We start from the raw sequence: 11,777 nt of genomic DNA, 5'->3' as shown, positions 1-11,777 counted from the left end.
GTAGTAGTCGCGCGGAAAACAACACCTATGGCTGGACCTGCGGCGATGATGTAGTGATCGGTTCAGGCTGTGTGGAGGTGGTGGGCGTCAGATCCGGGGTGGGGCGGGGCTGCTGATGATGCGGTGGATGGTGGAGCGGCCGACGCTGTATTCCTCGGCGGTGTCGCGGTCGTAGTCGTCGGCGAGATCCAGTCGGGTGATCCAGCCGGTCGCCGGGCCCCGGAATCTGCGCGAGCTGAAGTCGTAGTCGTCATCGAGGTCCAGTGGGGTGATCCAGGCTTGGTCGATACGGTCGGTGAGTTCGGCAGTGTCGAACGCGGCGCGCACCGCTTCGGCCAGCGGGTGCAGCGTGGTGGTGTCCAATCCGATGTCGCGGTCGCTGTCGCGGACGGGAACGTTTTGTCCGGCGCGGTCGAAGTCGCTGCCTGCCGGGGTGATGGTCCAGGTGTTGGTCACGGCGGTTCCCTCCTGGAATGTCATCGAGTGGCCGATTCGGCGAAAGGTCGGGTGAGCCCGGAAGACCCGAGCTGTCCGGGCCCACCCGTCGACGGAAGGAATCTGAACACGGAACTTCTGCGATGCTCCCGCTAAGGGGGGCTGCGAGCCGTGCCTGCCCTGCTGATGCCATACAAGTGGCTGTGCACGCGCTGGACAAGGCTGTCCTGACGCACTGGTGCCGGTATGCAGGCGCCGGGCTCAGGTCGCCGACCCGGATCGTCGCGAGAACACTTCTGTGCGAGAACGTTTCGTGTGGTCTTCGTTGTCTTCGACAGGCATCACCTCACTCTCACTCACCATCGGATACCGCACCGAGCCGCTGGCGCGCGCCCGGCCGTGGCCAGGGCATCCGAGGCTCGCGCCGTGGCGGGTACCTCCACCGGTCCCATCCCTCGCACAGGACCTCGTCGATCTCGGCGAACAACTCCTCGAGATCGGGATCGAGCCCCAGCAGCCGGGCATCCAGCCGCGACACTTCCTCGGCGGCCTCGGGCGCAGCGTGACCGGTCGCGCACACCATCACAGGACCCTCCCGTGACGTGACCCGGGTCAGGCGTTGATCGCCTGGCGCTCGTCGTGGCGGGTGATCTCGATCTTGCGGGGCTTGGCCTTCTCCGCGACCGGGATCACCAGGCGCAACACCCCGTCGCGGTAGTCCGCGCGGATCGCGTCGGTGTCGAGGTTCTCCCCGAGGAACAGTTGGCGGGAGAACACGCCGCGGGTGCGTTCGGCGGCGAGCATCGACCGGTCCGGGTCCAGTTGCGGGCGTGACGCTTTGACGGTCACCACGTTGCGTTCGATGTCCAGATCCAGGGATTCGGGGTCGATGCCGGGCAGGTCGAGTTCGACGTAGAAGTCGTCGTCCTCGCGCCAGGCGTCCATCGGCATGACTGCTGGACGGGCCGATGTGCCGAACATCTGCTGGGTCAGGCGATCCAGATCCCGGAACGGATCGGTGCGCATCAGCATGGTCGCCACCTCCACTCACTCCATTCTCTCTCGGTGATGCTCAGATAACCTCTGTCATCTGGCTGAGATTTGTTTTAGCACTCTAGCGAGGAGAGTGCAAGTATCGTGCTGAGGTAATCTGGTGGCATCGAGAAAGAGAGAGCAGATGCTGGATCGACACGACCCCCCGTCCGGCCCGGGTGAGGATCACCGGCCGGGCCCGGGGCAAGCGGTGTACGGGATCTCGGTGGCCGCCGAACTCGCCGGGATGGGGGCGCATTCGCTGCGCCTGTACGAGCAGCACGGGCTGGTCACCCCGGCTCGCAGCGCGGGAGGGACCCGCCGCTACAGCGACGACGATCTCGCCCGGTTGGCGCGCATCGCCGCGCTGGCCGGCCAAGGGATCAACCTCGCCGCCATCGCACGGATCCTTGACCTCGAAGACACCAACACCGCACTACGCCATTCCAACGCCGCACTCACCGCCGAACGCGACCGGCTCCGCGACACACCATGACCAGCACACCCCCGCCGATCGGCGAGCCCGCCACCGACACCGCGGTGCTCGAACGGATCGACCCGGCGATCCACGATATCGCCCGCGACCTGGCCACCTTGCGCCAACTCGAACACATCCAGCGCCAGCACCAGATCACCCTCGCCTGCACCGAGGCCATCGCCACCGACCTGCGCGCCGAGATCACCATGCTGGCACAGGGTCTCGCTCATGCCCATGCACTCCCCGAACCCGTGCACCCGCACACTCTCCCCGCCGTACCCCGATTCAGTCGGCGAGCGCGGTGCAGGTGGTGGCGTCCGGGAGTTCGTGTGCCAGGAAGACGGTTTGGGCCATCATTCTGAACCCGGACATCTGTTCGCGGAAGACCTCGATGGATTCCTCGGGGTGGACGGAATCGATGACGGCGTGGGGACCGATGGCGTTGAACTGGTGGCTTACGCCGCGGGGGATCTGCATGTCGACGAAGGAGCAGGGCGGGACGATCAGGTTGTACCTGGTCCGGCGCAGGCCGGGTGGGGTGTCGGGCAGCTCGTCCTCGAATTCGCTGGGCACGAACGGAGTTACGCCGACGACATTGGTCACTTCGAACGGCGAGAGGCTGCCTACGCGGATGTGCGTGCCTGGGCCGGTCATCATGCGGACGAAACGGAGGCCGGTGTGCAGGTGCATTCGCGAGCAGATGCCGCGTTCTTCGGCGTTGTAGAAATCCATGATGTAGCGGTCGGCGAAGAAGCCGTCGAAGGGGGTCTCGATCATGTAGACGTCACCTTCTTCGAAGGTCTGTGCGCGGACGATGCCGTCGGCGTCGGGGGTGGTCGCTGCGCGGCTGGACTTCGCGTTTCGGACGATCTCGGCGAACGCTTGGACGACCACCGATGCGACCTCCGCCGGGAACTGCGCCACGGGCGTGACGACATTGCGTCCAGCATCCTGGAACTCGGCCAAGCCATGGACCTCGTTCTCATCGTCGGCGCTGTTCTTGAGTGGATCCGACATTCGGTGCAAACTCCTTGCTACTCAATCGCGAACAACGGTGGGTCAGGGACCCACGTCGAAGGAGCGCAGCCAAAGCTCCAGGGACAGGACCAGCCACAACTTGCCGCCCTGCCGCGGCAGCAGCGCCCCGTCGCCGCGCAACCAGGTCCGGATGATGTCCTCCCGGAACAAGCCGCGCGCCCGAGCGGATTTCCCGAGCAGCAAGTCGTGGCCGAGTTCTCGTAGCGGACCGGCGAGCCACTGCTGCACCGGTACCCGCATTCCGCTCTTCGGGCGATCGACGATCGTTGCCGGAAGCAGGTCTCGCACAGCCTGTTTGAGAATCCACTTTTCGGAGGTTCCCGCCAGCTTGAACCTCGGCGGAACCCGGAAGGCGTAATCGATCACGGCGCGGTCGAACAGCGGCGCCCGCCCCTCCAATCCGCTTGCCGAGGTGAGCCGTTCGACTTTGCTGAGGATATGATGGGCGCCCTTGGTGCGCAGGTTCGTATGCAGCAACTGATTGAGCAGGCTGGTCATCCGCCCTTGGCGCAGGTAAGGCGCGAGCAGGTCGGTCAGCGGCGGCGCGTCCGCGAGCGCGGCGTTCACCTCAGGGCTCAGCAGGACCGGCAGGTCGCCGTAACACTTGCGGTAGCTGTCCAGATAGGCCAGAGCTCTGGCGTCCGGATCCGGATCGTCGCGGGACAGCTCGAAGATCAGCATCGGCAGGTTCTTCGGACCGCCGAACACCGGGTCGCCGCCCTCACCATTGAGGACCACCCGAATGCCGTCCGCGGCGACGGCTTCGGCGAGCATCAGATTGGGCACGGTCAGCGGATCACCGACCGGGCAGTCCAACAGCGACACTGTCTGCGCCAACCGCGACGCAACCGTCTCGCCGGGCACCGTGAGCACCCGGTGCTCGGTATGGCAGTGCGCGGCAACAAGCCCGGCGTAGGCGAGTTCGTTCGGCGTGGTCCCGCCGAAGCTGATCGAGTAGGACCGCACGGTCTGGTCGTGCCGCTTGGCGGCGAGGGCGGTGACCAGACTACTGTCGATGCCGCCGGACAGCAGCACCCCGACCGGCGCACCGGCGGGCAATCGCCGCGCGACGGCGTCCTCCAGCAGTGCGCGCAAGGCGAGCGCATGCTCGGCGGCCGACTGCGGGTCATCGACTTCGATCGGCTCCCAGTAGGTTTCCTCGCTCATGCCCCCGTCTGCGTGCAGCCGCACACACCGCCCGGGCAGTACTTCATGGATGCCGCGTAGCAACGTCTCGCGCCCCGGCAGATAGGCGAAGGAAAGGAAAGACCGAACCGCGGGCAGATGCAGCCCGGTCCGCAGTACAGGCCAACGCTGCAATGCCCGCAATGAGGTCGACGCGGCCCACCCGGCGCCGGCCCGGGCGTGGAACAGGGTGCGCGCACCGACGTGATCGCGGATCAGGACGAGATCGGTGCCATCGGCGATCGCTACCGCGAACATGCCATCCGCGGCGGCAATCCCATCGAGGCCGAAGCGGGCGTAGGAGTGCAGCAGCAGTTCACCATCGTCGCAGTCCGGCGACGGCGCGTCCGCACCGAGTCGAGCACGCAGTTCGACCGCATTGAAGAGGGTGACCTCACCCACCGCGGTCAGTTCACCGTCCTGCGGCTGAGACCCGGCTCCCGGCAAGCGGAAAGGACCGGCCGCGACGCCAGGCGCGTCGAGGAACCCCAAGGCATGACGACCGGTTACCGACACCGGGTGACCACCGACCGTCCGAACCTGTCCCGCCGGGTCGTCCCAAGTCAGGAATGCACACCACCGAGTCATCTTTTCCCTCAGCCGAAATCGTCGCCGTCGTCTCCGACGTCGCCGTCCCAGCCGCCGTACTCGCCGCCGGAGCCGCTGTAATCGGACGACTGCGCGGTCGCTTGTCGGCGGAGCTCTTCCTCCTCCATAGCGGTCAGCGAACTCGGCGGCATGACCAATCCGGTGAGCAGCGCGCCGCCGGCCACCGCGGCCAGGATGCCGCCGAGCCGGCCACCGAACGAGGAGCGATTGACGGTCAGTCTGCCGTCACTCCACAGCGTGCGGCCGAAACCGGCTTCCCGACCGTAGACGACCGTACCGTTGCCGTACGTGCGTTTGACGAGCTTCGTGCCGAGCGGCTCATCGGTGCCGGAGAATCCGCCGTCGTCACGCCACGACACGACGCCTTGCTGGTCACGGGTGCGCCACTCCTGACGGCCGTCGGTGTAGCGCCGGTGCACCGAACCGTCTGCGAGCAACTCATCGGTGTAGGCGATCTGCCGATGCTCCGGCACAGCTACCCCCTTTCATGTGTGGGCCAGGTCAGGAAGCCCGCCGCGCGCACCCGGCGCAACTGCAACAAAGCCGTTCTGGAAGAACGCACTTCACGAACGAGGCGGTGTACGGTGCGCAGCAGTGATGCCGGCCGTACCGCCTCGACCTCGACGAATCGTCCGCGACCCAGCCACGCACGTTCCCACGGATCGAGCTGTGCCGCGAGGCTGGTCGGTGCCGAGCCGCGCAGGTGGGTCAGGTGCAGCGCGGCCGCTTGCCGCGGTCGCAGCCCTAGTGGTACCACTCGCACTCCGTCGGGAATGTCGGTGAGTCCAGGCAGCCGCGTAGGAAAGGTGAGTCCCTCCGCGCTCGCATCATGGAGCAGGTAGATGGTGGCCTGCTCGACTCTGGCGAGCATGCCCGCGACCCGAGGATCGAGCGGAAGTTCGGCCACGCTCAGCACCGGACAGGCCGACTCCATCTGCACCCCATTGGCGCGCAACATCTGTGCGATTCCGTCCGACTCGGAGACCAATAGCCGTGGTAGGCCGTAATCGAACAGGTCCGGCTCGGGCGTATACCGACCGGCGGGCGCACCCCGCGCTGCGACCGGAGACAGCAGACCGGGAATCTCTTCGCGATGGTGCAGAGCGGCTTCGAAGGCAGCGAAGCTCACGGGCGCGGCCAGGGTGAACTCGAGCTGCCGCGGCATGCGATGCAGCGGTGACAGGATGCGGCAGACTTCGTAATAGAGTTGGCGCTCGGTGAACCGAATGCCGCTCGGTGCCCCGGCACGCTCGGCGGCAACACGCAGCAGCCGGTCGAGCATACGCCTGTTCACCCCGTCGGCCACGTGAGAAAACCTACCTGGCGGGCGCGACTGTGCTCCGGATCGGCCGTCTCCTCTACCCGCTCGACCGCGCGGGCCAGCACCGCCAGTAGCTTCGCGGGCGCAATCGCCGCTAGTGGCGACCACCACCCATCGGCGAGCCACTCGATCTCGTCGGCCGACAATGGCTCCCGACGCAGGAGCGCGGCGTCGGCCTCCGTCGGCCGAGGCTCGCGCAACCGCAGCGCAGACTCGTTGGTCGAGACCGCGCGCGGCCGCAGACCCACCGCCACGGCCCGGGTGCCGAGCGCGGCGCGGGCCTGTCCTGCCAGGACGATGCCGGGCGGGTTGGCGTCGTGCAGCACGAGCACCGGAACCGCCGGTGGTAGCTGTTCGATGCGGTCGGACAGCGCCATGTCCCAGGTATGCGGCACATTGTTCACCGCGAGGCAGGCGAGCACGCCGCGGTCCTGGCACAGCACCGCGAATCGCGGCCGGTCCACCACTGGCAGCCGAACCTTGCCCTCGTCCACCGCACCCGGTGGCAGACCACCGTAGATCGGTGTCCATCGACCGATCAGCTCCTTGCGGAAGGTGTTGTACGGAACCGGCATTCGGATGGTGGCCGCACGCTCGAACTGCGGCCGGGCCGCCCGCAGGGCTACGTGTGCAAGCACCATGGCGACAACGGCAGCACCGATCACGGGGGCCGCCGGGAGCACGCCGCTCACGGCCGTGAAGAAGGTGATCACCACGATGGCAACCGATATCCCGATGCGAACGCGCCGGAACACCCGGTACAAATCCGGAATTCTCTTGCGTCCGGCCGCGTACCAGAGCTGCGTCAGCGTGTAGCGCAGATCCCGACCGTCACCGAGCCGCTCAGCCAGCGTTCGGATCCGGATATCGTGCAGCCCGAACGGGCTCTCCTTCGGCTCGAGCGCGAACTCCCGCCGACACTTCGAGCATCGACGACCGCTGCGTTCCTTGCGCAGCAGGTTCGTGTTGCAGTGCGGGCAGATCACGACTCATCGTCCCCGATTTTCCCGGCTTCCGCGACCCCGAGATCCGTGGGCTCGCCGAACCGCCGTGTTCTTATCATCCACTGTTCGTCGACGAGCAAGGCCGCGACTGGTCGCTCGCGGCCGTGGAGCTCACCAGGCTATGCCATGTCGTCACCACAACCACCGGCTCGAACGTGTGGGGTGGCCGGCCCGGTCACACATATGCTTTCACCCCCCGCCCCTGATGGGACGACCGACGTGGATGCCGGCGCGGTGCGCGAAGACAGGAGCCTAACGGAACGGATCCCCGCAGTCGTGATCGCGACCGTCGGCAGACGCGTACCGAGACAGGCCCTCGGTAAGACGGCCAAGGCTCTCGAATCCTGCGACAAAGGCGGGGACGTTACAACGCTCCTGAGACGTGCGCTATGCGCCGGACGCAATGGTGAGGTCAGGAACGGCCTACGGTCGCGAGGAACTCTTGCAGCAGTGCGGTGACCACCGTCGGCTGTTCCAAGCTGCTTGTGTGGCCGCAGTCGGAGATGGTGTGCAGCCGTGCGGCCGGGATCAACTCGGCGATGCGCTCGGACCGCGCGGGCGGGGTCGCGGTGTCGTCGGTGCCGACGGCGACGAGCGTCGGGATCGTGATGGCGGTGATCTCCCGCTCCACCGAAGCACGGTCGGCAACACCGAGGACCGCCTTGCGCACGGCCGTGCGATCGCAGCGCCGAAGGCGAGTGGCCCACTGCTCGATAATGGGTTGGCCGGCGTGGTCGGCGAGGAAGCCGGAACCGAACAGGTGCGGTTGGATTTTGCCGAGGATCGGTTTCGCTCCGAATAATCGCAGGGCCAGGGCCAGCCGTTTGTACTCGCCGATTTTGCTGGGATCTTCGGGCTCGGCGCTGCTGTCCAGCAATGTCAGTGAGCGCAGCAGCTCGCCGTGACGAGCCGCTACGCGCTGCCCGACGAAGCCGCCCATGGACAGACCGACCCAGTGCACCGGAGCGATGTCGAGCTGCCGGATCATGGCGACGGCGTCGCCGGTGAGGGTGTCCATGTCGTAGCCGCCGGTAGTTGCCGGGGTCGCGCCCTGTCCGCGCCAGTCGATCGTGATGCAGCGGTAGTGCTCGCGCAGGATCTCGATCTGCGGCTGGAACATCCAGCCGCCGAACAGCAGTCCGTGACCGAACAGCACGGTGGCTGCCTTCGGGCGGCCCGCCGGAGCTCCCGTGTCGGTGTAAGCGATCGGCACGCCGTCGACTGTCAGTGTCTGCATGAATGGGCTCCGTCCGAGTATCTGTGCGCTACACCGCGATCGACAGTTCCGCGGGGCCACGCACATTGATCCGGCCGTTCCAGCGCAGGTTCTCGATGGTGGCGTCGGGAAACCGCTCCACGAAGCGCGAGAACGCGACTCGTGCCTCGAGCCGGACCAGCGCAGCGCCCAGGCAGTGGTGGATGCCCGCACCGAACGCGAGGTTCTGCTGTGCATTCGGCCGGTCCAGGCGCAGCTCGTCGACGTCCGCGCCCCAGAAATCCGGATCACGATTGGCGGCCCCGACGCAGGCCAGCACCAAATTGCCCGGCGCGATCACCGATCCGCCGATCGCTATGGGCTCGATGGTGATCCGGCGCATCAGTTGCACCGGAGTGTCGTATCGGAGCAGTTCCGCGACGGCGTTGTCGGCCAGACCCTGGTCCTTCCGCAGCCGTCGTGCCTGGTCGGGATGGCGCAGTAGGGCGAGAATTCCGCCCGCGAGATGATTCACGGTCGTCTCGTGGCCCGCGATGTAGAGCAGCATCACCTGAGCGACCAACTCGTCTTCGCTCGCGACATCGCCCTCGTGCTCCGCGGTGATGATCCTGGTCAGCAGGTCGTCGGCAGGAGCGGCACGCTTCCAGCGGACCAGTTCGCCGACCATCGCGAACAGTTCCTCGTTGGCCGAGCGCACCTTGGCCTGGAGAACCGGATCGGGAAGGGGTTCCAGCGCCAGCACCAATATCGCGGTGAGTTCGCGCAGCCGGGTGTGCTCCACCACCGGCACGCCCAGCATCTCCGAGATGACCGCGAACGGCACGGGAAACGCCAGTTCCGCCACGACATCCGCGCTGCGCGCCTCGGCGATGCGGTCGAGGGCGGCGTCGACGAGCACCTCGATCCTCGGCTGCAACGCTTCGATCGCTCGGGGTGTGAACGCCTTCGCGACCAGGCGCCGCAGCCGGGTGTGATCGGGCGGATCCCGGTCCAGCATGGACAGTCCGCTCATCATGCGGTTCTCCTTGCCGAGCCTGCTGTTGTCGGTTTTCCAAGACGGCAGTTGGGTCAACTGCTGCTCGTCGACGGACTGCGCCGAGCGCTGCAGCCCGGCGACATCCTCGTACTTCGACACGATCCAGAAGCCGAGCGGATGTTCATGGACGGGTGCGGCGGCACGCAGCCGGGCATAAGCGGGGTAGGGGTCCTCGGCGAAGCCCGCGGTGAATGGGTCGAATACGAACGCGTCGGTGGTCATGGTCGCTGCTCCCAGGTCACGAGGTGGATATTCGCACGTTGCGCATGGTGACCAGCGCTGTGGCACACAGTGTTTCGTGGTCGTCGTCGACCGAGAAGACGTCCGCGGCCGCGATTGTGAGGAGCGCGGCGGGCTTGATCACCCGGCCACGCGCGACGACCCGCGGGCCTTTCGCCGGGGCGAGGATCTTCACCGTGTAGTCGATCGTCATGTTCACCCATCCCGGTTGCAGCAGGGTGCCCGCCGCGGAGCCGGCAGCGATATCCGCCAGAGTGCCGAGCACCCCGCCCTGGAAGAACCCGTCGTGCTGGGTGAGTTCCTTGCGATACGGCTGGATGATCTCGGCTTCGCCGGGAGCCACTCGGCCGAATGTGAAACCCAGGAGCCCGGCGGCGGGCATGCTCAGCACCGCGCCCGTCACGGCCGCTTCGAAATCGGGGTTCGCCGCTTGCCTGCTCTGCATGCGCTCAGCTCCTCGCTCGCTCGGTTTCCGTGCGCGTCGACCAGACCGCGAATCCATCCGCCAGATACCGTTTCCGGGCCGCCGCTCGCATGACCTTGCCGCTGCTGGTCTTCTGCACCTGGCCTGCCGGGGTCAGCACCACCGCGCCGAGGGCGATTTCGTGCTCCTGCACGACCGCCGCCCTGATCGCACCGATGATGTCCATGACGTCGGCCTCGGGCGGGTGCTCGCGCTTGATCTCTTGCACCACAACGAGTTTCTCGCCGCCGTGCCCGGGCACCGAGAATGCCGCGCCGCCGCCGGCTCGCAGTGCGGGATGCGCGGCCTGGACGGTGTGTTCGATGTCGTGGGGGTAATAGTTCCGGCCGCGAATGATGATCACGTCCGTGAGCCGCCCCACCACGAATAATTCGCCGTCCACCAGCACACCGAGGTCGCCGGTGCGGAGGTAGGTTCGTGCCGGATCATCGGCGCACCGCGCCTGAAAGGTATCGGCGGACGCTTCGGGCTTTTCCCAATAACCCTGTGCGACATGGTCTCCCGACACCCAGATCTCTCCGATCCGGTCCGGCGGGCAGACCTGCCCGGTTTCGGGATCCACGATGCGCAGTTCTTCGTTCGGAAGAACGCGCCCCGACCCGGCTCGGGTGCGGGCCCGGTCCGTGGCGCCACCGGCGTAATTCCCGTCCCCGAGCGCTCGGGGATTCATGTCGAGCGTCACCGGACCATGTCCTTTTCGGCTGCCCGTGACCAGGAGAGTCGCCTCGGCGAGGCCATAGCACGGATACAGCGCCCGCGCGTCGAACCCATACGGTGCGAAGATTTCCGCGAATCGGGTCAGTGTCTCGGCGCGGATCGGCTCGGCTCCGTTGAACGCCACCTTCCAGCTACTCAGATCCAGTTCCGGCAGCTGTCCCGCGACCGCGCGCGCGACGCAGGCGTCGAAGGCGAAGTTGGGGCCGCCACTGGTATGCGCGCGATATCGCGAGATGGTTTCCAGCCACAGCAGTGGTCGGCGGATGAATGTCATCGGCGACATGAGGATGCTGGTCGCCCCCACATACAGCGGCTGCAGCACGTTGCCGATCAGGCCCTGGTCGTGGAAGAAGGGCGCCCAGCCGACCACCGTGGAGTCCCGGTCATGGCCGAACGCCCTCCGGATCATCTCCTCGTTCGCCATCGTGTTCCGATGCGTGACCATCACGCCTTTGGGAACCGCGGTGGAACCGGACGTGTACTGAAGGAACGCGACGGAGTCGAGGTCGGCGGTCGGGGGCGTGGCGTCCGTCCCCGCGGGCGGGACATCGTCTACGGCCAGCCAGTGCCGGACCGGGCAGACCGGCTCCAGCACCGGACTCAGCGTCTCGATCATCGCCCCCAGCGTCAGCACCGCGATGGGACGGCAGTCGGCGGCGATGGCTCGCGTCGCGTCCTGCACCTTCTTGTGGCGCGGCGGATTCACCGGCACCGCGATGACGCGGGCGTAGAGACAGCCGAAGTACGCGACGACGAAATCCAGGCTCTGCGGGAACACCAGCAGCGCGCGGTCACCCGGCGCGCACCGGGAGACGAGTTCCTGGGCCACGGCCATCGACCGCTCGTGCAGTTCGCGGTAGGTCAGTGCGGCAGCCTCCACACCATTTTCGTCCAAGAACACGTAGGCGGTCCGGTTGGGCTCGCCCGCGGCGCGGCGCTGGAGGATGTCGGGTAGCAGTGCAGTGTGCGTCATGTCGGATCC

The 11,777-nt window shown here is 66.9% G+C and carries 13 protein-coding genes; 1 reads left to right on the top strand and 12 read right to left on the bottom strand.

Annotation, left to right across the window (positions count from 1 at the left end):
* Window positions 1-87: 87 nt before the first annotated feature.
* From ACT86A_RS26285 to ACT86A_RS26275, 3 genes are all read right to left on the bottom strand, one after another.
* Window positions 88-456, bottom strand: a complete 369-nt coding sequence (locus ACT86A_RS26285; protein ID WP_445094905.1) for an Rv3202a family protein — start codon at window positions 454-456, stop codon at window positions 88-90.
* Window positions 457-787: 331 nt separating this feature from the next.
* Window positions 788-1,018 (bottom strand): hypothetical protein, encoded by a 231-nt coding sequence (locus tag ACT86A_RS26280; RefSeq protein ID WP_445094904.1) that lies wholly within the window; start codon window positions 1,016-1,018, stop codon window positions 788-790.
* A gap of 29 nt (window positions 1,019-1,047) precedes the next feature.
* Window positions 1,048-1,467, bottom strand: coding sequence for an Hsp20/alpha crystallin family protein (locus tag ACT86A_RS26275; protein WP_445094907.1), 420 nt, complete (start codon window positions 1,465-1,467; stop codon window positions 1,048-1,050).
* Window positions 1,468-1,612: 145 nt separating this feature from the next.
* Here ACT86A_RS26275 and ACT86A_RS26270 point away from each other — a divergent pair, with 145 nt between their 5' ends.
* Entirely contained in the window at window positions 1,613-1,963 is a 351-nt protein-coding gene (locus tag ACT86A_RS26270) for a MerR family transcriptional regulator (protein ID WP_445094903.1), read from the top strand.
* A gap of 267 nt (window positions 1,964-2,230) precedes the next feature.
* Here the strand turns inward: ACT86A_RS26270 and ACT86A_RS26265 are convergent, their stop codons facing one another.
* From ACT86A_RS26265 to ACT86A_RS26225, 9 genes are all read right to left on the bottom strand, one after another.
* Window positions 2,231-2,962, bottom strand: a complete 732-nt coding sequence (locus ACT86A_RS26265) for a hypothetical protein (protein ID WP_445094902.1) — start codon at window positions 2,960-2,962, stop codon at window positions 2,231-2,233.
* A gap of 42 nt (window positions 2,963-3,004) precedes the next feature.
* Window positions 3,005-4,684, bottom strand: coding sequence for an asparagine synthetase B family protein (locus ACT86A_RS26260; RefSeq protein ID WP_445094901.1), 1,680 nt, complete (start codon window positions 4,682-4,684; stop codon window positions 3,005-3,007).
* Window positions 4,685-4,764: 80 nt separating this feature from the next.
* Entirely contained in the window at window positions 4,765-5,250 is a 486-nt protein-coding gene (locus ACT86A_RS26255; protein ID WP_445094900.1) for a hypothetical protein, read from the bottom strand.
* A gap of 2 nt (window positions 5,251-5,252) precedes the next feature.
* Window positions 5,253-6,083, bottom strand: a complete 831-nt coding sequence (locus tag ACT86A_RS26250) for a hypothetical protein (RefSeq protein ID WP_445094899.1) — start codon at window positions 6,081-6,083, stop codon at window positions 5,253-5,255.
* The gene (locus tag ACT86A_RS26245) at window positions 6,068-7,084 is read right to left on the bottom strand and encodes a hypothetical protein (RefSeq protein ID WP_445094898.1); all 1,017 of its coding nucleotides are present in this window, start codon (window positions 7,082-7,084) and stop codon (window positions 6,068-6,070) included. The genes ACT86A_RS26250 and ACT86A_RS26245 overlap by 16 nt, the downstream gene beginning before the upstream one ends.
* A 430-nt stretch (window positions 7,085-7,514) precedes the next feature.
* Window positions 7,515-8,339: an alpha/beta fold hydrolase gene (locus ACT86A_RS26240; RefSeq protein ID WP_445094897.1), complete on the bottom strand. Its 825-nt coding sequence runs from the start codon at window positions 8,337-8,339 to the stop codon at window positions 7,515-7,517.
* Between the two features lie 28 nt (window positions 8,340-8,367).
* A complete protein-coding gene (locus tag ACT86A_RS26235; protein WP_445094896.1) occupies window positions 8,368-9,576 on the bottom strand; it encodes a cytochrome P450 in 1,209 nt (402 codons plus the stop codon).
* A gap of 16 nt (window positions 9,577-9,592) precedes the next feature.
* Complete coding sequence (locus ACT86A_RS26230; protein WP_445094895.1) at window positions 9,593-10,039, bottom strand: PaaI family thioesterase; 447 nt, start codon at window positions 10,037-10,039, stop codon at window positions 9,593-9,595.
* Between the two features lie 4 nt (window positions 10,040-10,043).
* The gene (locus ACT86A_RS26225) at window positions 10,044-11,768 is read right to left on the bottom strand and encodes a fatty acyl-AMP ligase (protein WP_445094894.1); all 1,725 of its coding nucleotides are present in this window, start codon (window positions 11,766-11,768) and stop codon (window positions 10,044-10,046) included.
* Between the last annotated feature and the right edge of the window lie 9 nt (window positions 11,769-11,777).

The sequence above is a fragment of the Nocardia glycosmidis genome, from assembly GCF_052545115.1.
Note: the sequence above shows the minus strand (reverse complement) of the source record. Positions and strands in the feature narration are given on the sequence as shown.

Bases quoted from the DNA above. Each gene is read 5' to 3' on its own strand.
- ACT86A_RS26280 (WP_445094904.1), bottom strand. From the start codon at position 1,018: ATGGTGTGCGCGACCGGTCACGCTGCGCCCGAGGCCGCCGAGGAAGTG.
- ACT86A_RS26275 (WP_445094907.1), bottom strand. From the start codon at position 1,467: ATGCTGATGCGCACCGATCCGTTCCGGGATCTGGATCGCCTGACCCAG.
- ACT86A_RS26270 (WP_445094903.1), top strand. From the start codon at position 1,613: ATGCTGGATCGACACGACCCCCCGTCCGGCCCGGGTGAGGATCACCGG.
- ACT86A_RS26265 (WP_445094902.1), bottom strand. From the start codon at position 2,962: ATGTCGGATCCACTCAAGAACAGCGCCGACGATGAGAACGAGGTCCAT.
- ACT86A_RS26240 (WP_445094897.1), bottom strand. From the start codon at position 8,339: ATGCAGACACTGACAGTCGACGGCGTGCCGATCGCTTACACCGACACG.
- ACT86A_RS26235 (WP_445094896.1), bottom strand. From the start codon at position 9,576: ATGACCACCGACGCGTTCGTATTCGACCCATTCACCGCGGGCTTCGCC.
- ACT86A_RS26230 (WP_445094895.1), bottom strand. From the start codon at position 10,039: ATGCAGAGCAGGCAAGCGGCGAACCCCGATTTCGAAGCGGCCGTGACG.
- ACT86A_RS26225 (WP_445094894.1), bottom strand. From the start codon at position 11,768: ATGACGCACACTGCACTGCTACCCGACATCCTCCAGCGCCGCGCCGCG.